Raw genomic sequence first — 25492 nt, forward strand, 5'->3', positions numbered from 1 at the left:
ATATTACTAAAAATAAAACAAGAGGTTTTATGTCATACGTAAGATGTCTGACCTTTTAGAAAAATGAAAATAAAAAAAGACACATATGGATTCACTTTCATCTATGAGAGAAAGCTAATCAATATGAGTCCTTTTTTGCACATAGGCTAATATTCATTAGTTTTCCCCATAGTCCAGCAATTTAAGGTTGCCGGGTAGAAACTCTCGATCCATATTATCGAATATATATGAGGTAACATCGTCCGTATTAAATTAGTAGTAGCGTAACATTAACAGAGAACTATCGTCAATAGCTTTTTTTCTTCCGATAGAAATAGACCATATAAGTATGATAAAATGTAACGCAGTGTTATGAAAAAGAGAGGTCGGAAAATGAGTACAAAAATGACGCCACCAGTTGAAAAAAATGATTTTATAGATGTAGTATTTGAAGATTTAACCCATGATGGTGCCGGTGTTGCGAAAGTAAAGGGCTATCCTATTTTCGTTAAAAACGGATTACCAGGTGAAGAAGCACAAATTAAAATTATTAAAGTGAAGAAAAACTTCGCATTCGGTCGTTTAATGAAGCTTCATACAGAGAGCCCATATCGTAAAGATGCAGAATGCCCAGTGTACAATCAGTGCGGCGGTTGTCAGCTTCAGCACTTAACATATGAAGGACAATTACAAGCGAAAGAAAAACAAGTACGTGACGTTATGCAGCGCATTGGCGGATTAAGCGATGTTCCTGTGCACCCTGTACTTGGTATGAAGAACCCATGGGTATACCGTAACAAAGCACAAGTACCAATTGGAGAACGTGAAGGTGGACTTGTCGCTGGTTTCTATCGCCAAGGAACACATGACATTATTAATATGGAATCATGTTTAATTCAGGCAGAAGAAAACGATACATTAATCCAGGAAGTAAAACGTATTTGTGAAAAACACGGTATTTCGGCATACAACGAAGAGCGTAACAAAGGAACACTTCGCCACGTAATGGCTCGTTACGGACAAGTAACAGGGGAAATCATGCTTGTCTTCATTACTCGTACAGCAGAATTACCAAACAAAAAAGCAATCATTGAAGAAATTGCTGCGAAATTCCCAGAAGTAAAATCGATTGTTCAAAACGTAAACACGAAACGTACAAACGTAATCTTTGGAGACACGACGACAGTACTGTACGGATCAGAATACATTTATGACTTTATCGGCGACATTAAATTTGCAATTTCAGCACGTTCATTCTATCAAGTAAACCCAGAGCAAACGAAAGTGTTATACGATAAAACGTTAGAATATGCAAAACTAGATGGTAACGAAACAGTAATTGATGCCTATTGTGGAATTGGATCAATCTCCTTATTCCTAGCGCAAAAAGCGAAAAAAGTGTACGGCGTTGAAATCGTCCCAGAAGCAATCGAAGACGCAAACCGAAACGCAGCACTAAACAACATGACAAACGCTGAGTTTGGCGTAGGAGAAGCAGAAGTAGTTATTCCAAAATGGTACAAAGAAGGCATAATCGCCGACACAATGGTCGTAGATCCACCGCGTAAAGGTTGTGATGATGCACTACTAAACACAATCATCGACATGAAACCAAAACGCGTCGTATACGTATCATGTAACCCAGCAACATTAGCACGTGACTTAAAAGTACTAGAAGAAGGCGGATATAAAACGCAGGAAGTACAACCTGTTGATATGTTCCCGCATACGACTCATGTGGAGTGTGTAGCTTGGCTTAAGTTGGTATAATAGGAAAGCAGTTGATATAGGAGAATCTATACCATCTGCTTTTTGGTTTACAAAAATACCATTTATAAGCGATTTTAGTTAAAATAAATATTGCTGATTTTCATAAATTATAAATTGAGAGTTTGAAATTGTATTCATAGTGAGAGGATTTGAATTTGAAATGATAGATAATTTTTGGCGTGATTTACCACGACCATTTTTCGTACTTGCACCAATGGAAGATGTGACAGACGTTGTTTTCCGTCACGTAGTAAGTGAGGCAGGTCGCCCAGACGTATTCTTCACAGAGTTCACAAACTCGGATAGCTATTGTCATCCAGAAGGTATGAAAAGTGTACGTGGCCGTTTAATTTTTACAGAAGATGAACAACCAATCGTGGCGCATATTTGGGGAGATAATCCTGAATATTTCCGTCAAATGAGTATTGGTATGGCAGAGTTAGGATTTAAAGGTATTGATATTAACATGGGTTGCCCTGTACCGAACGTAGCATCAAGAGGAAAAGGTAGTGGTCTTATTCTACGTCCAGACGTTGCGGCAGAACTTATTCAAGCAGCAAAAGCAGGCGGACTACCTGTCAGCGTAAAAACACGACTGGGCTTTAAAGAGTTAAGCGAATGGGAAGATTGGTTAACGCATATTTTCAAACAAGATATCGCAAACCTTTCTATTCACTTACGTACAAGAGAAGAAATGAGCCAAGTCGATGCGCACTGGGAACTAATTCCGGAAATTAAAAAATTGCGTGATCGTATTGCACCAAATACGTTAATAACAATCAATGGAGACATCCTTGATCGTAAAATGGGGCTGGAACTTGCTGAAAAATACGGCATTGATGGTGTAATGATCGGACGAGGTATCTTTAAAAATCCATTTGCTTTCGAAAAAGAGCCAAGAGAGCATAGCAGTAAAGAACATTTAGATCTTTTAAGACTACAACTCGATCTTCAAGATCAATATGCAGAAGTATTACCACGCTCTATCACAGGACTACATCGCTTCTTCAAAATTTATGTAAAAGGCTTCCCGGGAGCTGCTGAATTGAGAAATCAATTGATGAGCACGAAGTCGACGGATGAAGTGCGTACATTGCTTAATCAGTTTGAGGCGAGTGTTAGTGAGACACAGGGGAGTGAAACTGTGTAACTTTTGAACGTTAGAAGGGATGGAGTGTAGCAATTTTATCCCGCATTAACGAGCAGTAAGACCCCCACCTCAAAATTCAGCGGAAGCAAAGAAGTTAGGTGGGGGTCGGGCTGCCCATAAAAGCCCGATTGGTTCAACTAATAATAAGTGGGGGATGAAGAAAACCCCCACTTATTAAAGTTTCATTTTATTACGCCTATAATTGGAGGCTATGTAAATGTTAAGTGATCAGACGAGATATTCTAGGCTCGCGAATATAACAAAAATAATAAATACAAAATTAGAACTACGTGAAGTATTGCAGCGTGTAACAATGGCGATATCAGAGGAGATTGTTAGGTGTGACGCTGTTGGAATTTATTTACCTGAGGAAGATGGAACATTTAGAGGGTTTGCAGGAAAACCAGAGACCATAAATGGCGTAACGCTCGATACTCAGGTAATTGATCCCGAAGTAGACTTACTGGCAAAAGAAGTTATTGAAACTAAAAAAACCATCTATATCCCTGACACCTCAAAGGATTATCGACCGGATCGGAGACCAGTTAATGCATTCAAAATTAAGTCTTTATTAGCTCTGCCTATCTCATTTGGGCAAGAGTTGTTTGGTCTTGTTTTTTTATTTGATTATGGAGTTCCAATGAACTTAACAGATTCAGAAATTCAAAGTGTTGAAGCTTATGTCAATATGGCTGCGGTCGCCATTCAAAACGCAAAAATTTTAACACAAAAAGAAAATCTTATTGCTGAGAAGCAGCTGTTACTAAATGTTACCCGTGATTTATCAGTGTGTTCCTCGGTACAGGAGATTTTTGATAAATGTTTTTTTTACTTAGGACAGATTTTAGAGAGTAAGAACATGGCTGCCCACCTTTTAGGCCGGCTAGATAAAACAACGATTAAAACAACGAAATTAAGCGCGGACTGTGATTGGGCAGAAACTGACTGGATGGAGAAAACCTATGAAGCCAAGCTTCGAAAGGTTATTCAAACAAAAAATATAGATAGTAAGGGCCTACTGATGCTGCCATTAGTTTCGATGGGAGAAGTATTAGGGGTAATCGTCGTTGGTAAAGGGGCAAAAGCTCATAATTACGATGCTTCCCGAATTCAACTGGCAAAATCTATCGTTGATGCTACAGCTCCTACGTTTTCAAACTTGTTATATATGGATCAACTTGAAAGTATGGTGGAAGAAAGAACGAGAGAACTAGCTGTTGCTAATGAAAAAGTTACAAGTGTGATTGAAAGTATTACGGATGGATTCTTGACTTTGAATAATAAATGGGAATTTACGTACGTAAATAAGCATCAACATTTCCCGCAAAGAAAAACAGCAAAAGATGTATTAGGTAAGAATATATGGGAGGTCTTCCCAAATAGCATCGATACAGTTATATATAAGGAGCTTCATCGTGTAATGTCAGGGCGAAATACAGTTCATTTCGAATTTCTTTCTACCTCTGATGAATATTGGTATGAAGTTATTGCATATCCGTATGATGATGGCATTTGTTGTATTTGTAAAAATATAACGGAAAAAAAGCAATATGAGCAGGAATTGAAAAGATTATCCAACATAGATTTAATAGGGCAAATGGCAGCTGGTATCAGCCATGAGATTAGAAATCCAATGACAACAGTACGAGGGTTTTTGCAGTTATTAAAAGAAGAGCCCACCTATGAGAAACATAATAAGCACTTTAATTTAATGATTGAAGAACTTGACCGTGCCAATTCTATCATTACTGAATTTCTCTCAATGGGTAATACAAGGAAATCGGATTTGCAGATGTTAGATTTAAATTCAATTATCCGCGATATTATTCCTTTAATAAAGATTGATACGTATAATCAAAATAAATATATTGAAGTCGATACAAATGACATTCCAAAATTACTTTTAAATCGTAATGAGATACGACAATTATTGATAAACTTATATCGTAATGGCTTAGAAGCGATGGACAAAGAGAAAGTTCTAACCATTAGCACCTATAAAGAAGGTCGAGATTGTGTCGTGCTTGCAGTGCGTGATCAAGGAAAAGGTATCAGGCCTGAAGTATTAGAGAAACTAGGTACGCCATTTTACACGACAAAACATAATGGAACTGGATTAGGGTTAGGTGTATGTTATGCCATTGCTGCACGTCATAATGCAAAAATAGAAATTCAAACGGGATCAGAAGGCACTACCTTTTTTGTTAAATTCGATTATCAAGATAATGAAAACTAATCTTATTTAGATTAGTTTTGTTGAACTGTACCAAAAATATTTATATTTGAGTAGTATAAAAAATGGACAAACCTATATTAGATTTGTCCATTTTTAAGTGTGTTAATTAATAGTAAATCCCCATCCGTAATTTCGCACGATTATCCCATCCTGTTTTGCTTTATTAATATCATCCTCAAAGGAAGGCGCTATCCCACTACCAACTAAAATACCTTTTACAGTATTTAATTTTAATTCTTCTTTACATAGTTTAATATAATGTTTAATTTGATTTAAAGCGTTTCTATCAATAGCTCCCTTCTTAATTTCTACTACAATAAATTCGTTGTTAGTAGTATCTCTTAATAACAAATCTAAACGTGATTCATCTGAGAAGATATGTTGTGATTTTTCAATTGTATAGTTTACATCAAGTATTGAAGGGTTAGAAATGATGAATTTCTCGATATCTCTTTCTAAAATTTGAAATACTTCTTCAGCGGTTAAAACTCTATTAGTAAGTCTACCCTTGGACTCATTTTGCTCAATTAAATCTAACAATAAATTGATATCAGATGGATTCAATTCTTTCCAAGTACGAAGAGCAGAAGAAATTGCACTTAATAAAGATTGATTAGGATTAAGGTTCGCAGGTCTGGATAATTTACTCAATAATTCAGGGGTAATTTCCAAAGGAACTTGAAGGACTTTAGATTGAATAGGATTTCCAAACGCAATACATTCGCTTGGTGTTAGTTGTTGTATCTCTTTCTTTAGGTGGGGATTATCATATTTATTCATGATTAAACGATTCTGTTTGATATCTTTTACAATCACGACTTCTTCGACCAGATAATATGCGGTTATATAGCGCTTGTTATGTATTGTTTTATGAAAGAATAGAAAATCTCCCTTTTGTACTTTTTGGAGTTTGTCGGTATTAGCCCCTGACTCTCCATATGTATATTCTGTTAGCATCGGGTCCTCATGTCCGAAATTTCGTTCAGCATCTTTATAACCAATTAGATAATTCATTATTGATTCCCTCCTATATGAACTCTAGTATCATTATAATCCAACTGGTTTTAAATAGATAATTCTAAGCGGCTAAACAGCATATGTTGCTGTTTTAAAATCATCCCCACAAGCATTAATCCACCTAAGACTACAAAACCTCCCCCTAAAATGTTAAAGTAGTAACTTAACGACATTCATTTACACATGCTAAAAGCATTAAGATAATCAACATTTCAGGAGGCAAAACAATGGCAATGAGCAACAACGATATATTAAAAAGAGTAAGGTACGCTTTAGATATAAGAGATATAGATATGGTAGAAATCTTTAAACTTGGTGGTATGGAAGTAACGAAAGAAGACGTAGTTGATATGCTTACAAAAATAAAGAGAGCTCCTCAGCATGAAGCTGAAAATGATGATGTAATCGAAGATGAGTACGTAAAAACATGCGATATGATGATGTTAGAGGCATTTTTCAATGGATTTATTACTTTAAAAAGAGGGAAGCAAGATCTGAAACCAGGACAACCGGCACCTGTACAAAGCAAAGAGAGTGCGAATAACCTTCTGCTAAAGAAAATGAAAATTGCACTATCTTTAACGAGTGAGGATGTACTTGATATATTAGATAGCGTAGGCGTTACGGTAACAAAGGGAGAATTAGGAGCCCTATTAAGAAAGAAAGGCCATAAAAATTACAAAGAGTGCGGCGATAGATACGCAAGGAATTTCATTAAGGGATTAGGTGTAAAGTATAGAGGGTAATGAGTTTGTTAAAGCAGCAAATGATATAATAGGTAGAGTAGGGCGTTTGTATCCTACTCTTTTTTATTTGTAAAAATAATATGCTAGGTGATGAAATGGTACATACATATTTAGGTGAGACAATTAATTTTCATATAACTTATAAGAAGAAAAAGTCGGTACGTCTTTTTGTAGATTCGTACGGAAATGTGGAAGTGCAAGCTCCGAAAGGTACACATGTTGAATACTTAGTCCAGCTGCTGGAGGAGAAGTGGGATTGGATTCAGAAAACACGTAAGGAAATGCAAGAGCGAGCGCTTGGACCACAGGAAAAGGATTATGATCAAGGAGAGGGATTTCTGTATTTAGGAAGTACGTATCCGATACAGATTTCTCAAGATGCAAGTATTACGCAAGACAATGCAGTGTTTGAAGGGAATAAGCTACATATTTATGTGAAAGAGCTTAAGGATGAGAAAATACAACAAGCGTTAAAACGATTTTACTATAAGCAGTGTAAGTCATTAGTAGAGAAGAGTATTAAAGTGCATCAAAGTAACTTCAAAACAAAACCGCGTTCTATTCGTATTACAGATAGTAGTCGCACGTGGGGAACTTGTGATTCAAATCTACAACTAACATTCAATTGGAAGCTAGCGATGGCACCACAGCGAGTAATTGATTACGTAGTTGTTCATGAAATGTGCCATATGGTTCATTTAAATCATGATCGATCTTTTTGGCGTCTTGTCGGGAAAATAATGCCCGATTATAAGGAAATGGAAAATTGGTTAGCGTTATCTAGTTGGAAGATGACGGTTTAATGCTGAACTTTATATAGGTTACGATTATTATCAATACTTGTCGGTAAGTCGATATATTTCAAAAATCGCTCATATAATTTCATTTGCCAATGAATTATTTAATGAAGAGAGAGTAAAAGGAGATGTCACGGCAGACATCTCCTTTTTTCAGGTATATAAATCATCGTCCAAACTTCACAACAAAATCTCCGTCCACTTTCTCCATTCCATACCCACGATAACCGTTCGAAAGTAAAGCCTGCTGTCCAACAGCGTCACTCATCGGAACACTCTTAACATCCGTCCAGTTTCTTTCCTTACCTCCACGCAATTCCTTCACAAAAACATACCGCATACTCCCGCCATATTTCTCCTTCAATGCAACAATCTCCATTCCTTGCGCAAACTTATCTTTTAAACTTGGAATGTTAAAAGGAGCAACGGTGCAGCAAACGTAATCGTATTTGCTATCTTCGTTTTGTAATTCGTCCATGATGACTGTCGCTAATATTTTTTGCATCCCATTTCCTCGGCTGTTCGGGTGAACATTTGAGATTTCTTGATAAATGACGCGATGTAGTTCGCTTTCTGGTATGCCAATATCAAGTCCTAAATGTTCATCGTCAATAGGAGGGACGAGTAGGGCACGAAATGCGATGAGTTCGTTTTCGATAAAAGCACCGATCATCATGCCGTTTCCTTCTAGAATGTATTGAAATTCTTCTAGCGAGAGTGGTTGTAAGCGACTTTTATCCTCTAGCGCTTCAACTACGACGTTTTGTAGTGATAAGATTTGTTCGATGTTCTCTAGTGATAGTAAAGTAACGTGAAATGACGCGTTATTTTGTTTTAATGATCCTTTGTATAGAACTGTCATGTGTTAGTCCTCCTTTAGCGTACAACGTCTTGAAAGACGGTTAGTTCTTGTAATGTATCTTCATTTATTTCAATGCCGAGTCCTGGCTTTTCGTTTAGGCGAATAAATGGTACGTCGTAATGTAGGTTTCCGATGTCTTTCGTGAACTTTAATGGACCTGTAAGTTCAACGCTCGTAATGATTTTTTTCGAGAAAGCGACATGGAATCCTGCGGAAGAGGCAACGGATGATTCGACCATGGATCCAACTTGGCATTCAATGCCGACCATTTCTGCTTGGTGAGCGAGTTTTACAGCGGGATATATGCCGCCGCATTTCATTAGTTTTATATTTACTTTATCAGCCGCGTCTAATTTAATGATTTGGCGCATTTCACGAGAACCTTTTAATCCTTCATCAATCATAAGCGGAAGGTCTGTTTTAGAACGAATGTGAGCCATTGCGTCAATATCGTCTGCGACAACAGGCTGTTCAATCCAGTCGATGTTTAAATGACCTAATGAACGAAGTGCTGTTAATGTGTTGGCGCTATTTCTCCATCCTTGGTTTACATCAACGCGAATCGCAATATCATTTCCTACACGTTCACGTACCGCTTCAATTCTTTTTATATCTTCTTTTACATTCGTACCAACTTTCATTTTGAAAGATTGGTAACCTTTTTGAATCATGGAAGCAGCTTCTTCAGCCATGTCTTCAGGTTCGGCGATACTTAAGACGTGAGTGACAGGGAAGTCTTCATGGTAGCGTCCGCCAATTAATTGATATACAGGTTGATTTAGTTTTTTGCCCGTTATATCAAAACAAGCAATATCAATTGCCGCTTTCGCTGTTGGAACACCGTAAATTGTATCGTCCATCATGTCGTGTATTTTTTCGATATTCATTGGATTTTGTCCAATTAGAGCGGGGGCTAGCGTATGTTTTAAAGTATGGAAAGTACTTTCCCATGATTCGCCTGTAACGTGATCATCAGCGACGCCCTCACCGTATCCGATAATGCCTTCATCTGTTTCCATTTTGACGATAATAGAAGGCATATCAGAATAAGAACCATAACTAATAACAAACGGATCGCGAAGTGGTAAACGAATTGCGTAAAGATGAATAGCTGTAATTTTCATTAGGTAGAGACCCCTTCCTGTTTACAATAGTTTTGTACATTTGATATAGTTGACGTTAAATAGTCGTTAATTAATGATAAGGAGTTAAAGAAATGATGATAAAAATTGCAGTTGTCGGTTCAAAAGAGTTTATGGAGAATCTTTTACCTATTGCTCATAAACTAGAAGAAATAGAGATTGATCCATATATTTACCTTCATCCAGCGGAATCTTCTGAACTTTTAAAGCGTTTAAAGCCGTGTGATTTCATCTTTTTCTCAGGTGCTTTACCTTATTATATGGCAAAAGAAATAAGAGAACAATTACGAATTCCAAGTACGTACTTACAGCAAGACGAGACAACTGTCGCATCTTCCATTCTTTCTGTCATGTATCACCAAGGTATTCAACCACATAAAATTTCAATTGATTTAGTAGACCGCTCATTCATTACAAATGTGTTCCATGATATCGGTATAAAAGAAAATCCACAAGTGTTTGATTATGAAAATATGCTGTGGAGTAAAGATGAAATAAATAGAGTTATTGATTTTCACATAGCTAAATATCAATCTGGAGATGCTCATTTAGCTTTAACTAGTATTCACGCTGTCTATGATGAACTTCAAAAAATAGGTATTCCTTCAGAGCGTATGATAGATCCGAAGCAATCCATTATACATGGTTTAAAAGATGCGAAAATAAAAGCTGAGTTAGCAAAAAGCCATTCAGCTACTGTTGGTGCTTGTACGATTTCTTCTTTAGAATTACGAGAAGGTTTGCTTGAGCAATTAGATGCTATTTCAAAAGAACTACGTGGTTCATTTAAAAAAGTTGATGAAATGACGTTCATTTTGTATACGACTCGTGGTGATATTGAATCAATTATAAAAACGAATATGATAAATCATTTATTTGCGAGTATAGAAGGAACGATAGCTATTGGATTTGGTTACGGAAAAACTGTGAAAGAAGCGGAGCAAAATGCTAAAATTGCTCAAAGTTTCGCGAAGAATAATCCAATAGACCACTGTTTTTATATACTAACAAGTGATAAAGAACTATTTGGTCCGTTCCCGAAAGAACAGAGGGTACAAAGCTTGAAGAATGACAACCCAGAACTCATGAAAATAGCGAAGGAAACGAAACTTAGTCCAGCCAACTTGTCAAAAATTATTCAATTTAGTCAATCACATCCATCATTGAAGTTTACAGCAGCAGATCTTTCTGAATACTTACAAGTGACTCGCCGATCAACAGAAAGGTTATTAAAGAAACTAGTTGATTATGGGTATGCTCATATTTGCGGCGAGGAAATGCCCTATCAACAAGGGCGCCCTCGCGCAATATATGAAATGAATTTACCGGTATCTTTAAGCTTCTAGTTGAGCTTTTTGTTTTTTTAGTAGTTCCGCTTTTTCAATGTCTGATAGTTTCGTAATTGTGAGACCAGTTATGCCGTAAATGATTGAAATAATAGGTACGATGAAATTTAATATAGCATAAGGAGCATATTCGAATGCGCCAACTCCAAGTGTTGCGAGTATAAATACACCACATGTATTCCAAGGTACGAAAACAGAAGTTAATGTTCCGCCATCTTCTAATGCTCTGGATAAATTTTTAGAATGTAGTCCTTTTTCTGTGTAAGCATTTGCGTACATTCTTGAAGGAACAACAATCGAAATATATTGTTCAGAGCAAGTAAGGTTGGTTGCAAAGCAAGATGCGATAGTAGAAGCGATAAGTCCTTTTGCTGATGTCGCTAATTTTAAAATTTGATTTACAATTGCGCGAAGAATACCAGTATGTTCTAATACTCCTCCAAAGGTCATAGCGACAATTGTCATCGAAACTGTATTCATCATCGAATTTAAGCCACCGCGGTTAAAGAGTTCGTCTACTAGCTTGTTGCCAGTGTCTATGAAAAATCCATTTTGGAGTGCACCGACAGATGCGGAGACAGAACCACCTTGAATAAAGACTTGTGATAAAAACCCTAAAATAATACCTACGAGAATAGCTGGTATAGCAGGAACTTTTTTAGCGACCAATACCATAACGACTACAGGTATGATTAGTAGGAAAGGAGAGATAACAAAGTTTTGTTGCAATACTTGTAATGTTTGATCGATACCTTTTGCATCAATATTGTTAGCGCCGAAGCTTCTTCCTAAGAACGCATAAACGATAAGAGTAATAATTAAACCTGGAATTGTAGTAAATAACATATGACGAATATGTGTGAATAGATCTGTATTTGTTAATCCTGCGGCTAAGTTTGTTGTGTCTGAAAGCGGTGACATTTTATCGCCGAAGTAAGAACCGGAAATGATAGCACCGGCAACCATTGGAGCTGGGATTCCCATACTTAGGCCAATTCCCATTCCTGCAACACCAATTGTTCCCATTGTAGACCAAGAGCTACCGATAGCTAATGCAACAATAGAACAAATAATTGTAATTGAAACTAAAAATAGTGATGGAGTTAAAAGATTTAAACCGTAATAAATCATTGTTGCGACGATTCCGCCGCCAATCCAAGCACCGATCGTTAAACCTACTAGAATAATGATAACGATAGCGGGTAATGCGAGGCGAATTCCTTTATACATTGCTTCTTCAATGTCGTTCCATTTGTAACCGTAACGCCAAGCGACGATAGAAGCAACGGTTGTACCGATAATAAGTGGGACGTGAGGGCTTTGTTTTAATACAACAATTGTAACCATCATAACTGCAACTGTAATGATAATAGGGATTATTGCTACGCCAAAAGGTATTTCTTTTTTCATAAACTGCCTCCTCATTATGTATGTTTATATTTTTAGAATTGTCGCAAAATAGACGCTATTAAGTTATAATAACTAAAAAATGATATAAGCGTCAATAAAAAACAGAAAATAAGGAATGTTCTATCGTTATGAAGTGAGTTGTCGATTGCATTTAAAAATAAACAATTGACTTTTTTCTTAAAATTCAATATGTTCATAAAAACATCTGTTTTTCATAAGTATAATTAACCTGAATGGTTTTGGAATTTGGGAAGGAGAATGTAGCTTTGAAAACATTAGAACTACAAGAGCGGTTAACTGAAATTTTTCAGTATTTACATGAAAACCCTGAAGTGAGTTGGAAAGAGCATGAAACGACAGCGTATATTACTAACTTTTTAAAAGAAGAAGGAATTTCATATAAAATATTTGATGATTGCCCAGGCGTGATTGCTGAAATTGGAAGCGGAAATCCAGTTATTGCAATTCGTGCCGATATGGATGCACTTTGGCAAGAAGTGAACGGAGAGTTTAAAGCGAATCATTCATGTGGTCACGATGCTCATATGACAATTGTGATGGGGCTTATTTTACAATTGAAAAATATGAGATGGGATAGTGGAACGGTTAGATTTATTTTTCAGCCGGCAGAGGAAAAAGGAAATGGTTCTTTAAAGATGGTAGAGAAGGGTGCCGTGGATGATGCTGACTTCTTATTTGGTGTTCATTTAAGACCGATTGAAGAACTACCTTTGAAACAAGCTGCCCCATCTATTCGTCACGGAGCGGCAGGATTTTTAGAAGGAACGATTCATGGAGATGATGCACATGGGGCACGTCCGCATCAAGGGATAAATGCAATTGATGTCATTTCTATGATTAATATCGGTTTAAAAAATATATGGTTACCACCGCAAAGTTCCTATTCAGTGAAGATGACAAGGTGCCAAGCTGGCGGAGATAATTTAAATATTATTCCGGGTAACGGCCATTTTAGCTTAGATGTTAGGGCAGAGAGTAATACATTATTAGAAGAATTGAAGAAAAAAATAGAGCATGTAATAGAATCGGCCGCATCGATGGGATCGAAAACCTCATACAAATGGATCGACCTTGCACCAGGAGCTGAAGTGTCAGAAGAAGCTGAGCGCTTTATGCGAAAAGGAATTCTTGAAGTATACGGGGAAGAGGGATGCACTGGACCGCTGTATACGACAGGAAGCGATGATTTTCATTACTACACAGTGAAGAGACCACATTTAAAAGCTGTCATGCTTGGACTAGGTGCAAACCTACAACCTGGATTACACCATCCATATATGAAGTTCGATCATAGGTGTATTATGGATGGAGTAGAAATATTGAAACAAACTGTATTGAAAGTATTAGAGGACAGGGGCTAGATAGCTCCTGTTTTTTTGTAGGAATGCGTCGTTAAGTCGATATTCCTTACCGAAACGTCGATATATTGAAAAAATCGTTAATATAATTTCACGTACCAATTAATTCAAGAAAAAATCCCTCTCCGGTACATGGTGTATAATAATAAGTACCATTTTTTAATAGGAGAAAACGAATGAACGAACAATATTATGATGCAGTTTTAAATATAAAAACAGTCGGTGAGCAAAAAGGATTTAACAAGTCTATGCATTATCATCGTTATGAACCGACGCCGTATAGCGGATTAGATGAGTTATTGAATCAATATGAAATAAGAAGTAGCGACCAGGTTGTAGATTTTGGATGCGGAAAAGGACGATTAAACTTTTACATGCACCATAAGTGTGGCGCTTCAGCGGTTGGAATTGAAATGAATGAAGAGCTTTATAAAGAAGCAATGGATAATCTAGAGCGCTATGCACGAAAGGTAAGAAACAGTAAAGATAAAATTCGGTTTGAATGCTGTTTAGCGCAGGAATATGAGATTGATCCACGTGATAACCGGTTTTATTTCTTTAATCCATTTTCTATACAAGTATTTATGAACGTAGTAAATAATATTTTACTTTCGGTAGAAGAGGCGGAGAGAGAAGTTGATATTATTTTATACTATCCTTCTGAAGATTATATTTTCTTCTTGGAGAATCAGACTGCGTTTGAGCTGAAGAGGGAAGTAAGGTTGCCTGGGGCTTATGAGAAGAATGGGAATGAGAGGTTTTTAGTTTATACATTAAGATTATAAAAAAGCAGGTGCCTCGGCACCTGCTTTTCTTTACTCACGTCTATATAATTAGTTACGGATTAAGTAATCAAATGCACCTAAAGCTGCGTTTGCACCTGAACCCATAGAGATGATGATTTGTTTGTACGGATTATTTGTACAGTCACCTGCAGCAAACACTCCTGGTACGTTTGTAGCTCCGTGCTTGTCTGTTACGATTTCACCGCGAGCGCGTTCAACTGTTTCGCCTAACCAGTCTGTGTTTGGCACAAGACCGATTTGTACGAATACACCTTGTAATTCAACGTGATGAACTTCTTCAGTTTCACGATCGATGTAAGAAATACCGTTTACTTTATCAGTACCAGTGATTTCTTTCGTTTGAACGTTTTTCAGAACAGTTACGTTTGGTAAGCTGTTAAGACGCTCTTGTAATACAGCATCAGCTTTTAATTCTGGCATGAATTCAAGAACAGTTACGTGCTTAACGATACCTGCTAAGTCGATAGCTGCTTCAATACCAGAGTTACCTCCGCCGATAACTGCTACGTCTTTTCCGATGAATAATGGACCGTCACAGTGTGGGCAGTATGCTACACCTTTATTTTTGAACTCAGCTTCACCTGGTACGCCAACGTTACGCCAGCGAGCACCTGTTGAAACGATTACGCTTTTACTTTTCAAAATAGCGCCGTTTTCAAGTTCCACTTCAATAAGTTCTTTTTTCTCTAAACGTTTCGCACGTTGTAGATTCATTACATCGATGTCGTATTCTTTTACGTGCTCTTCAAGGCTTGCTACTAGCTTAGGACCTTCAGTGCGTTTTACGCTGATGAAGTTCTCAATGCCCATAGTATCCATTACTTGACCACCGAAGCGCTCAGCAACGATACCAGTGCGGATACCTTTACGTGCTGCATAAATTGCTGCACTTGCACCAGCAGGGCCGCCACCAACAACAAGAACATCGTATGGATCTTTATCAGAAAGCTCTGATGCATCTGGACCGTTACCCATTTTAGCTAAAATTTCTTCAAGTGTCATACGACCGCTTCCGAAAGATTCGCCGTTTAGGAAAACTGTTGGTACTGCCATGATGTCTTTGCTTTCTACTTCCTCTTTGAATGCAGCGCCATCAATCATAGTATGTGTAATACCAGAGTTTAGAACGCTCATTACGTTAAGAGCTTGTACAACATCAGGACAGTTATGACAACTTAGGCTGATATAAGATTCAAAATGATATTCGCCTTGAATGTTTTTAATTTGATCGATTAATTTTTGTTCAACTTTTGGAGCGCGTCCACTTACTTGTAGTAAAGCTAACACTAATGAAGTAAATTCGTGTCCTAATGGAATACCAGCGAATACTACACCAGTGTCTTCACCAGGGCGATTTACGCTAAAGCTTGGTGTTCTCTCTAATTCAACTTTTTCTACTGTAATCTTAGATGACATAGTAGCTAATTCGTCTACTAGAGCTAACATATCTTTAGATACGTCGTCGTCTCCAGCGCTTACTTTAAGTAAAATATCGTTCTCCATTAACTGAAGGTATTGGGATAGTTGTGTTTTTATATCTGCATCTAGTATCATTTTGATCGAACTCCTTAGATTTTGCCTACAAGGTCAAGGCTTGGTTTAAGTGTTGCAGAACCCTCTTGCCATTTAGCTGGGCAAACTTCACCTGGGTTGTTACGTACGTATTGAGCTGCTTTAATTTTGTTAACAAGAATGCTTGCGTCACGGCCGATACCGTCAGCATTGATTTCCATAGATTGGATAACGCCGTCTGGATCGATGATGAATGTACCACGAGCAGCAAGACCTTCTTCTTCCATTAAAACGTTGAAGTTTGTAGTGATTGTGCGAGTTGGGTCACCAATCATAATGTATTCGATTTTGCCGATAGTTTCTGAGCTATCATGCCATGCTTTGTGAGTGAAGTGAGTGTCTGTAGATACAGAGTATACTTCAACGCCTAAGTCTTTAAGAGTTGCATATTGGTTTTGTAAGTCTTCAAGTTCAGTTGGACAAACGAATGTGAAGTCAGCTGGGTAGAAACAAACTACACTCCATTTTCCTTTTAAACTTTCGTCAGTAACTTGGATAAATTCTCCATTATGGTAAGCATTAGCTTTAAACGGTTTTACTTCTGTGCCGATTAATAACATATTAAAATTCCTCCTAAATGTTGGTTTTGAGCATCAAAAAATAGTGTGCTCATAAAATATATTTTTTAATTAACTATAATAATTCTAATTCGATATTAATTATCATATAGAAGTGGTTATTTTGTCAAGAGAATAAACCAACTTTATATCAATTTAATTAATATTTATTCTCAATTAAGGGTGTTAGAGAATGAAAAGGTAGTTTTCATGTAATCGATTTTCAATGAGTATGTAAAAGAGTAGTGTGTATGTTAGAGACATGGTGTAAGTATAAATTGTTAGGAAGAGAATACTTCTTAGAAGTTGTGGAGTTGAAAAGGATTGCTTATTTCTATTTTACAAAGAATTGTGTGATAAATAAAATAAAATGAATTAAAATCTTTTTGAAAAATTTTTGTCATCTCAAATATATAATTAGGAAGTATATTGCAATGATAGAGAAACATTGACTCAAGATGTTAACAAGATATAATAAAACCTAGATATACCTTTCAAAAAGAAGAAGATATAATATAGGATGAAAAAATTTCACCCTATTATTTTTTATAGCTTTTAGAAAACGCTTACAATTAGTGTGGAGGGGAAACCATGTCTAAGTTCACAAAGTATTTTTTAATGGAAGCTAATGATGTGATTGTATATGTGAAAGAGAAATTATGTAAGTTTGAGGATGCAAAGGGGTTACAGTGTAAAGAAATAGGCGATGGTAATTTAAATTATGTATTCCGCGTTTGGGATGAACAGAAGAACATTTCTGTCATTGTAAAACAAGCTGGGGATACAGCAAGGATTTCAGATGAGTTTAAGTTGTCGACGAATCGTATTCGTATAGAATCAGATGTTTTGCAGTTAGAGGAGGAGTTAGCATCTGGACTCGTGCCAAATGTATATTTGTTTGATAGTGTGATGAATTGTTGCGTGATGGAAGATTTATCAGATCACACAATATTGCGTACAGCACTCATAAATCATCAAATGTTTCCGAGGCTTGCTGATGATTTAACTACTTTTATGGTAAATACCCTTCTATTAACATCAGATGTTGTAATGAATCATAAAGAGAAGAAGGAACTCGTGAAAAATTATATAAATCCTGAGTTATGTGAGATTACAGAGGACCTCGTATATTCAGAGCCATTCACAAACCATAATAAACGCAACGAATTGTTTCAATTAAATGAAGGATGGATTAGGGAGCATATTTATAGTGATAAAGAGCTTCGTATGGAAGTAGCAAAACTTAAGTTTTCGTTTATGACGAATGCACAAGCGCTACTTCACGGTGATTTACATACTGGTTCTGTTTTTGTAAAAAGTGATTCTACAAAGGTTATTGATCCTGAATTTGCTTTTTATGGACCTATGGGATATGACGTTGGGAATATAATGGCGAATTTAATGTTTGCATGGGTGAATGCAGATGCAGTGATGCAATCTGGTATTGAGAAAGATACATATATGAACTGGATAGAATCTACCATGATAGATGTAATTGATTTATTTAAGAAGAAGTTTTTAGATGCTTGGGATATTCATGTGACAGAGATTATGGCGAAGGAAGAAGGCTTTAACCGAGTTTATTTACAATCTGTATTAGAGGATACAGCTGCAGTGACGGGTCTTGAGTTAATTCGTCGTATTGTTGGTCTAGCAAAGGTAAAGGATATGACTTGTATTGAGAATGAAGAGGCGCGTGCTAGAGCGGAGCGAATTTGTCTTCAGACAGCGAAGAAGTTTATTTTACAAGCGAATCAATATAAAACAGGTAGCAGCTTTGTAGAAACGTTAAAAAAACAGTCAATGCATAGTGCGAAATAAGGGGAGAAGATGATGGCAGAGCAATTAATACCAATTCAGTGGAAAGATGATGCTTTAGTGTTATTGGATCAAACCGTATTACCGAACGAAGTAGTCTATGAATCTTTTAAAACGGCTGAGGGTGTGTGGGATGCGATTCAAGTAATGAAAGTACGAGGAGCGCCTGCAATAGGTGTTTCAGCAGCCTACGGTGTGTATTTAGGAGTAAAGGAAGTTGCGGAAAGTTCGGCGGAAGAATTCATAGCGGAAGTAAAAAAGGTATGTGCATACTTAGCGACATCAAGACCGACGGCAGTAAATTTATTTTGGGCGCTTGAAAGAATGGAAAGTGTCGCGAAAGAGAATGCTCACTTATCAATTGCGCAGTTGAAAGATAGATTATTAGAAGAAGCAAAAGAGATTCATAGAGAAGATGAAGAAATTAACCGTCAAATTGGAGAACACGCATTAACATTATTCCATGATGGCATGGGGGTATTAACGCATTGTAATGCAGGTGCGTTAGCAACGACTAAGTATGGCACTGCGACAGCTCCAATGTACTTAGCGAAAGAAAAAGGATGGGACTTAAAAATCTATTCCGATGAAACACGCCCTAGATTACAAGGTTCAACGTTAACGGCATTAGAACTGCAGCGAGCGGGAATTGATGTAACGGTCATTACAGATAATATGGCGGCAATGGTCATGTCACAAGGGAAAATCGATGCAGTAATCGTTGGATGTGATCGTGTAGCAGCAAACGGGGATGTAGCAAATAAAATTGGAACATTAGGTGTTTCGATTTTGGCTAAATATTATAACATTCCGTTTTATGTAGCAGCACCAACGCCGACAATTGATTTGAAAACACTGACAGGAAAAGAAATTCCAATTGAAGAAAGAGATGCTTCTGAAGTGATCAATCGTTTCGGACAATACTCTGCTCCGCAAGAAAGTAAAGTATACAATCCGGCATTTGATGTCACGCCATATGAAAATGTAACAGCAATTATTACGGAAAAAGGGATTGTAAAAGCACCGTTTATGGAGAATTTAAAAAAGCTATTTCAATAAGTAGATAGTTTTTAGAAAAATAGTCATCATAAGTTTCTTACTAGGGGGATGTATATGTTACTGCAAAAAGAAAGAGAAGAAGTTGTAGCGTACGGAAAGAAAATGATTTCTAGTGGTTTAACAAAGGGGACTGGCGGTAATATTAGTATTTTCAATCGTGAACAAGGTCTTGTTGCGATTAGCCCAAGTGGTTTAGAGTATTATGAAACAAAACCTGAAGATGTAGTTATATTAAACTTAGATGGTGAAGTGGTAGAGGGAGAGAGAAAACCGTCAAGCGAGCTCAATATGCACCTTATTTATTATAGAAATCGTGAAGATATAAATGCGCTTGTGCATACACATTCACCTTATGCGAAGACAATTGCATCATTAGGGTGGGAGCTTCCTGCTGTATCATATTTAATTGCTTTCGCAGGCCCGAATGTACGCTGTGCACCGTATGAAACATTTGGTACGAAGCAATTAGCAGATGCTGCTTTTGAAGGCATGATTGATCGCCGTGCCGTTTTACTTGAGAACCACGGTTTAATTGCAGGTGCAAATAACATAAAAATGGCGTTTACTGTTGCAGAAGAAATTGAGTTTTGTGCGCAAATTTATTATCAAACGAAAAGCGTCGGAGAGCCGAAGTTATTGCCAGAAGATGAGATGGCGAATTTGGCGAAGAAGTTTGAAGGGTATGGGCAGCAGTAAATGAAGAAACACCCTCAAGATTTCACTCTTGAGGGTGTTTCTATGCCTTCTTAAGCAACAAATACATAAAGTAAGGAGCACCAATTAAAGCAACGACAATACCTGCTGGGATGCCATTAGGATCAACGATGTTTCGTCCGATTGTGTCTGCTAATAGCAATAGCCATCCGCCGATTAAAAGGGCGATAGGCATGAAAATTTGATGTCTTGGACCTACTAAAGATTTCGCGATATGAGGAGCCATTAGTCCGATAAAGCTAATTCCTCCTGTTACGGAAACAGCTGCAGCTGCAAGCGCAACGGCTGCAACTAATAAGTATCTGCGTTCTTTTTCAATTTCAATTCCAACACCGATTGCGACTGGCTCGTTTAATGCTAGGATGTTTAATCGATTTGCTTTATAGAAAACGAACGGAATTAATACGATTAACCATGGGAGCATTGCTAAAACGAAGATCCAGTCATCTCCCCAAATATTTCCGGCAATCCATTTTGAAATAAAGTCCACTTTCATACGATCAGCGGATGAAATAAGGACAATCATCATTCCAGATAGTGCAAATGAAAAACCGATACCAGTTAATGTTAATCGCACCGGCTGAAGTCCAGTTGATTTACTATATGAAAATACGTAAATTAGAATAGCTGTCAGAAAAGCCCCGATAAATCCAACGACAGGTAGTAAGTAAAGGAATGAACCTACATCTATTGGAAAGTATAAAAAGAAAATAGCGACAGCAACACCGGCCCCAGAGTTGATTCCGAGAATACCAGGTTCAGCTAAATCATTTCGAGTAATTCCTTGCAGAATAGCCCCTGATAAAGCGAGAGCCATACCAGCTAATAATGTAATAACAATTCTAGGTAGTCTTAAAGAGTATAAAACAAACTCCTCTTTAAAAGTCCCCTGTCCCATTAATGTTGGGAGTAGTCGATCATAAGATAAAGATGCTGCACCAAGTCCCATTCCAACTACAATGGTGGTGATGGTCAGTATTAGTAAAGCGAGTATAATAAGACGTTGTTTTCTTAGAATAGATTGCATCATGAGAATGTTTTTCCTCCTTTACGTACAACGAATAGGAAGAATGGCAGCCCTACAATTGCGACAATAGCGGCAACTGGTGTTTCGTATGGAGCGTTAATAGTACGTCCGATTGTATCTGCAAGTAGCATAAAGGAAGCTCCAGCAATTGCTGACATCGGTATAACAAATCGGTAATCTGGACCGACAATTGGGCGTACCATGTGAGGTACCATTAAACCGATAAATGCCATATTGCCGACAAGCGCTACAGAAGCACCAGCAAGTAAGATAATAATGATAAATAGAATGGTTTTAATAACAATAATTTTTTGACCTAGTCCAATAGCCACTTCTTCACTGAAGCTAAGAACTGTCAATTTTTTTGCTAGTAAGATAGCGATAAAGATACTAATTGAAATGACTGGAATAATAATTTTTAATTGGCCCCAAGTTGTTCCAATTACGCCGCCAGCAGTCCAAAGTGATACCTCTTGTGAAATTTTAAAGTAAATGCCAACGCCTTCTGAAATTGCAAGGAGAAATGCTGAAACGGCAGCACCAGCTAATACAATTCGAAGAGGGGACAGCCCGCCTTTTTTCACCATACCAATTCCAAATACCATAATCGCGCCAATTGCAGCACCGATAAAGCAAGCAAATGTTAAGTAAAGATAGCTGATGGAAGGGTTGAAGGCTAGCGTTAACGCTAGTGCAGCATTTGCTCCACCAGATAGCCCTAATAATCCAGGATCTGCAAGTGGATTTCGTGTTAATCCTTGCATAATTGCTCCAGAAACAGCAAGTCCAGCTCCTACAAAAATAGCAGCTACTTCACGTGGTAAACGAATTTCGCGAATAATAGATATTTTGTCCCCTTTAGCGGAGGATGTGAGCGCTAACCATACGTCTTTTATTGAAGTATCTGCGGCACCTAATACCATTGCCACCATAAAAATAAGAAAGAATGCAATTAAGCTCAAAATGAGTTTGTATGTAAAAGCTATAGAACGTGGATTGTCGTGATCTTTTGTCATTCGTTTCACATCTTTTCTGTTCATAGAATAAAGGAAGAGGAATTCTTAAATTAAGAATTCCTCATGTTTGTATTATTTACCAAGAAAGCTCTTCTTGAAGAAATCTAGTTGGAAATCTAATGTAAGTGGATCATTGAAATAGAATTCCATCATGTTTGCTTCATATACGCGATTATTTTTTACTGCTGGGATGTTTTTATATGATTCTGTCTCTTGGAATGAGTTATCAGTATCTTTGTTCTTACTTACGATTAAGTAATCACCAGCAAATTCAGGTAATACTTCAGTAGATAATGCGTAGTAACCTTCTTTTAATGCTTTTTCTTTTACTTTTTCAGGCATTTTTAATTTCATTTCTTGGTACAGAATTTCTGTTCCACGGCCCCAGTTCTCGCCGTATACATAAAGCTGTTTGTTGAAGTTTTCTACAACAGAAACTGTTGCATCTTCACCGATTTTTGCTTTAATTTCTTTACCAGCGTCTTGTGCACGTTTCTTGAAGTCATCAACCCAAGTTTTTGCTTCTTTTTCTTTGTTTAATAATTTACCGATTTCTAAATGCTGTGTTAAGTAATCAACTTTTCCGTAAGTGTATGTTACAGTAGGAGCGATTTTCTTTAACTTATCGACATTTTTAATATTTGATAAACCAATGATTAAATCTGGATTTAGTTCAGCGATTTTTTCAACGTTTTCATCTGATACTTCAGCAACATCTTTCAGTTTGCTATCAAAACGTGGGTTTTGTTTAGACCATGAATCTACCCCAACAAGATTTACATCTAATGACATTACGTTACCAGCGAATGATGATAAAACAACAACGCGTTTTGGGTTTGCAGGAACTTCTACTTTACCATTTTCAGATTGGTATGTAATTGTTTCTGATTTACTACCTTTTGCATCGTTCTTTTTGTCTGTAGAGCCATTGCTACAAGCGCTCATAACAAGAACGAAAAGAACTGTTAGTGAAATAAATAACTTCTTCATAGTCTTTCTCCTTTAGCATAGATGATATGTGTATACAATAATTTGTTTAACTGCAATCTGTTTGAAAGAGTAGTGGTAATGCAAAATGCTTATTAAAAATCTTGAATATGAGATTTTACAATATAGTATTAACCATATTAGTGAAAGAAGATGTAATCTCAAATTTGCTAATTATTAACAAAATGATAATGATTATCACTATTGATTCTTTAAATACTATAATTTTATATAGGTGTATTGTCAATAGTGATTTTGATTGTAAATTTTGCGGAAACAGGTTATATTTTATTGAGAATGATAATCAATAACTAGTAGCTGAGGAGTGACACGAATGAATCAAGAAGAATTGTTTGATGTAACTGTGATAGGCGGAGGACCTGCAGGGCTTTATTCAGCTTTTTATAGTGGACTCAGAGAGATGAAAACGAAAATAATAGAATTTCAACCACAGTTAGGTGGAAAAATACATGTTTACCCGGAGAAGATGATTTGGGATATTGGCGGACTATTACCGGTTACTGGTGAAAAATTAATTGAGCAACTGGTACAACAAGGTTTAACATTTCAGCCTGAAGTGGTATTGGATACAAAAATAGAATCGATTATTCGTAACGAAGATGGCACTTTCACATTAAAAACAAGCACTGGAGAAGAACATTTTTCAAAAACAGTGATTGTTGCAACTGGAAGTGGTATATTGAATCCACAAAAGTTATCAATTGAAGGTGCGGAGCGATTTGAGGTATCAAACTTAAATTATACAGTTAAATCGTTAAAACGTTTCAAAGATAAAACGGTCATTATTTCAGGCGGAGGTAACTCGGCAATTGATTGGGCAAATGAGTTAGAACCAATTGCGAAAAAGGTTTATTTAACATATAGAAAAGAAGAGTTATCTGGTCATGAAGCGCAAGTGAAGCAACTTATGAACAGCTCAGCGGAGTGTTTCTTTAATACCTCTATTACAAAATTAATTGCTGGTGATAATCATGAAGCAATTGAATATGTAGAATTAACAAATCATGAAACAAGTGAACTTTCACATTTACCTATTGATGAAGTGATTATTAACCATGGATATGAACGTGACATTACGTTATTAGAAAATAGTGAGTTAGACGTTGCGATTATAGATAATTATTATATTGCAGGTAATGCGAATAGTGAGTCCTCTGTAGATGGATTATATGCTGCGGGAGATATTTTAAAGCACGAAGGGAAATTACACTTAATCGCGGGAGCATTCCAAGATGCTGGAAATGCTGTAAATAAAGCGAAACAATTTATTCAACCAGATGCAAGTGAGTATGGAATGGTTTCGTCGCATAATGAAGTATTTAAGAAGAGAAATCGTGAATTGATCAAGCAGATGATGAAATAATAAAAAAACAAGTATACCCCCATTTACTTCTCTATTCGAGTGATAAGAGAGGCAAATGGGGGTTTTCCTGTTTACTATATTTTCAATCATTATAATGACACCGGTTTCATCAGTTCATGTGATATGAACGTTTTATTTGTAAATCTTCCTAGAAAACAATGAATCTATGTTTTGCTGACGCAGAACAGTATTACATTACGCTGTCCCTTTAGCTCGTTCGTTAGGAAATGGCATATTTAATATAGACGCAATATACTGTTTTCCATGCATTCGAGCTAATGATTCTAATATTTGACGGACGCGTTTTGTAAGATGTCCTTGTCCCTTTATAGCTTCACAATATGCGTCATAGAAAGCGTATTTAGCCCAAAGGAAATCATCTTGTTGGAATAAAAAATGATTTTTGTACCATTCCCCAATTGTATGGTAACAATTGTTTTCAGGCATTACTGAGCTTTGAGAAAGAATACGATCAGATAAAGATGTAGTTAAATGAGAAATTGTGTTTTCTGTTTCAACCTGTAATGTTTTTTCTAACATTGTAATGATGTGACGAGTAGCCATATGTTAACTCTCCTTTGTGTAAATGGGTAATACCATTCTATATTTAAAAAATCCTTACTATATTATTATACAATATATGGAATGCATCCACCTTCTTTTTAAATTGCATTTACAAAATCTTTTTTATTTGTTTACAAAAATAAAGTAAGATACA

The 25492-nt window shown here is 36.7% G+C and carries 22 protein-coding genes and 1 riboswitch; of the genes, 12 read left to right on the top strand and 10 right to left on the bottom strand.

Going from position 1 to position 25492, the window contains the following annotated elements:
• Positions 1-149: 149 nt before the first annotated feature.
• A riboswitch (purine riboswitch) is annotated at positions 150-251 on the bottom strand.
• A 121-nt stretch (positions 252-372) separates the two neighbouring features.
• From rlmD to AC1Q8N_RS24975, 3 genes are all read left to right on the top strand, one after another.
• Complete coding sequence (gene rlmD, locus AC1Q8N_RS24965) at positions 373-1749, top strand: 23S rRNA (uracil(1939)-C(5))-methyltransferase RlmD (protein WP_016133496.1); 1377 nt, start codon at positions 373-375, stop codon at positions 1747-1749.
• Positions 1750-1909: 160 nt separating this feature from the next.
• On the top strand, positions 1910-2899 hold the full coding sequence (locus tag AC1Q8N_RS24970; protein ID WP_098078389.1) for a tRNA dihydrouridine synthase: 990 nt from the start codon (positions 1910-1912) through the stop codon (positions 2897-2899).
• Positions 2900-3116: 217 nt separating this feature from the next.
• Positions 3117-5135 (top strand): GAF domain-containing sensor histidine kinase, encoded by a 2019-nt coding sequence (locus AC1Q8N_RS24975; protein WP_098049323.1) that lies wholly within the window; start codon positions 3117-3119, stop codon positions 5133-5135.
• Positions 5136-5237: 102 nt separating this feature from the next.
• On the opposite strand, the gene AC1Q8N_RS24980 is transcribed toward AC1Q8N_RS24975, so the two are convergent.
• A complete protein-coding gene (locus tag AC1Q8N_RS24980) occupies positions 5238-6149 on the bottom strand; it encodes an endonuclease NucS domain-containing protein (RefSeq protein WP_098077995.1) in 912 nt (303 codons plus the stop codon).
• 230 nt (positions 6150-6379) lie between these two features.
• Between AC1Q8N_RS24980 and AC1Q8N_RS24985 the strand changes: the two genes are divergently transcribed.
• Entirely contained in the window at positions 6380-6898 is a 519-nt protein-coding gene (locus tag AC1Q8N_RS24985; RefSeq protein WP_098078392.1) for a YehS family protein, read from the top strand.
• 95 nt (positions 6899-6993) lie between these two features.
• Positions 6994-7701, top strand: a complete 708-nt coding sequence (locus tag AC1Q8N_RS24990) for a M48 family metallopeptidase (protein ID WP_098078395.1) — start codon at positions 6994-6996, stop codon at positions 7699-7701.
• Between the two features lie 160 nt (positions 7702-7861).
• On the opposite strand, the gene AC1Q8N_RS24995 is transcribed toward AC1Q8N_RS24990, so the two are convergent.
• The gene (locus AC1Q8N_RS24995) at positions 7862-8557 is read right to left on the bottom strand and encodes an N-acetyltransferase (protein WP_098642494.1); all 696 of its coding nucleotides are present in this window, start codon (positions 8555-8557) and stop codon (positions 7862-7864) included.
• Positions 8558-8571: 14 nt separating this feature from the next.
• Entirely contained in the window at positions 8572-9681 is a 1110-nt protein-coding gene (locus tag AC1Q8N_RS25000) for a mandelate racemase/muconate lactonizing enzyme family protein (protein ID WP_098078400.1), read from the bottom strand.
• Positions 9682-9773: 92 nt separating this feature from the next.
• Here AC1Q8N_RS25000 and AC1Q8N_RS25005 point away from each other — a divergent pair, with 92 nt between their 5' ends.
• A complete protein-coding gene (locus AC1Q8N_RS25005; protein WP_098078401.1) occupies positions 9774-11045 on the top strand; it encodes a transcriptional regulator in 1272 nt (423 codons plus the stop codon).
• Here AC1Q8N_RS25005 and nhaC read toward each other — a convergent pair.
• Entirely contained in the window at positions 11034-12455 is a 1422-nt protein-coding gene (nhaC, locus tag AC1Q8N_RS25010) for a Na+/H+ antiporter NhaC (RefSeq protein WP_098068508.1), read from the bottom strand. The two genes, AC1Q8N_RS25005 and nhaC, sit on opposite strands and share 12 nt — an antisense overlap.
• Before the next feature lie 266 nt (positions 12456-12721).
• Here nhaC and AC1Q8N_RS25015 point away from each other — a divergent pair, with 266 nt between their 5' ends.
• Both AC1Q8N_RS25015 and AC1Q8N_RS25020 read left to right on the top strand, forming a co-directional pair.
• A complete protein-coding gene (locus AC1Q8N_RS25015; protein WP_098078404.1) occupies positions 12722-13837 on the top strand; it encodes a M20 peptidase aminoacylase family protein in 1116 nt (371 codons plus the stop codon).
• Positions 13838-14010: 173 nt separating this feature from the next.
• Positions 14011-14619 carry an SAM-dependent methyltransferase gene (locus AC1Q8N_RS25020; RefSeq protein ID WP_098642493.1) on the top strand — a complete coding sequence of 203 codons (609 nt, stop codon included), beginning with the start codon at positions 14011-14013 and terminating at the stop codon, positions 14617-14619.
• Positions 14620-14667: 48 nt separating this feature from the next.
• On the opposite strand, the gene ahpF is transcribed toward AC1Q8N_RS25020, so the two are convergent.
• Both ahpF and ahpC read right to left on the bottom strand, forming a co-directional pair.
• Positions 14668-16194 (bottom strand): alkyl hydroperoxide reductase subunit F, encoded by a 1527-nt coding sequence (ahpF, locus tag AC1Q8N_RS25025; protein ID WP_000599491.1) that lies wholly within the window; start codon positions 16192-16194, stop codon positions 14668-14670.
• 14 nt (positions 16195-16208) lie between these two features.
• Positions 16209-16772, bottom strand: coding sequence for an alkyl hydroperoxide reductase subunit C (gene ahpC / locus AC1Q8N_RS25030; RefSeq protein ID WP_000924420.1), 564 nt, complete (start codon positions 16770-16772; stop codon positions 16209-16211).
• Positions 16773-17360: 588 nt separating this feature from the next.
• On the opposite strand from ahpC, the gene mtnK reads away from it, so the two are divergent.
• Genes mtnK through AC1Q8N_RS25045 form a run of 3 tightly spaced genes read left to right on the top strand, consistent with a single transcriptional unit; the run spans position 17361 to position 20342 of the window.
• The gene (gene mtnK / locus AC1Q8N_RS25035) at positions 17361-18590 is read left to right on the top strand and encodes an S-methyl-5-thioribose kinase (RefSeq protein ID WP_098642492.1); all 1230 of its coding nucleotides are present in this window, start codon (positions 17361-17363) and stop codon (positions 18588-18590) included.
• 12 nt (positions 18591-18602) lie between these two features.
• The gene (gene mtnA, locus AC1Q8N_RS25040) at positions 18603-19646 is read left to right on the top strand and encodes an S-methyl-5-thioribose-1-phosphate isomerase (protein ID WP_033708738.1); all 1044 of its coding nucleotides are present in this window, start codon (positions 18603-18605) and stop codon (positions 19644-19646) included.
• A 54-nt stretch (positions 19647-19700) separates the two neighbouring features.
• Entirely contained in the window at positions 19701-20342 is a 642-nt protein-coding gene (locus AC1Q8N_RS25045) for an L-fuculose-phosphate aldolase (protein WP_493521420.1), read from the top strand.
• 40 nt (positions 20343-20382) lie between these two features.
• On the opposite strand, the gene AC1Q8N_RS25050 is transcribed toward AC1Q8N_RS25045, so the two are convergent.
• The 3 genes from AC1Q8N_RS25050 to AC1Q8N_RS25060 are packed head-to-tail and all read right to left on the bottom strand — an operon-like array spanning position 20383 to position 23393.
• A complete protein-coding gene (locus AC1Q8N_RS25050; protein WP_098068502.1) occupies positions 20383-21390 on the bottom strand; it encodes a FecCD family ABC transporter permease in 1008 nt (335 codons plus the stop codon).
• Entirely contained in the window at positions 21387-22427 is a 1041-nt protein-coding gene (locus AC1Q8N_RS25055) for a FecCD family ABC transporter permease (RefSeq protein ID WP_048541986.1), read from the bottom strand. The genes AC1Q8N_RS25050 and AC1Q8N_RS25055 overlap by 4 nt, the downstream gene beginning before the upstream one ends.
• 48 nt (positions 22428-22475) lie before the next feature.
• Positions 22476-23393: an iron-hydroxamate ABC transporter substrate-binding protein gene (locus tag AC1Q8N_RS25060; protein WP_000732569.1), complete on the bottom strand. Its 918-nt coding sequence runs from the start codon at positions 23391-23393 to the stop codon at positions 22476-22478.
• 331 nt (positions 23394-23724) lie between these two features.
• Here AC1Q8N_RS25060 and AC1Q8N_RS25065 point away from each other — a divergent pair, with 331 nt between their 5' ends.
• A complete protein-coding gene (locus AC1Q8N_RS25065; RefSeq protein WP_098078417.1) occupies positions 23725-24774 on the top strand; it encodes an NAD(P)/FAD-dependent oxidoreductase in 1050 nt (349 codons plus the stop codon).
• A 195-nt stretch (positions 24775-24969) separates the two neighbouring features.
• Here the strand turns inward: AC1Q8N_RS25065 and AC1Q8N_RS25070 are convergent, their stop codons facing one another.
• Complete coding sequence (locus tag AC1Q8N_RS25070; RefSeq protein ID WP_098078420.1) at positions 24970-25338, bottom strand: hypothetical protein; 369 nt, start codon at positions 25336-25338, stop codon at positions 24970-24972.
• Positions 25339-25492: the final 154 nt, after the last annotated feature.

Source organism: Bacillus sp. GW823-FHT06B01, assembly GCF_058952315.1.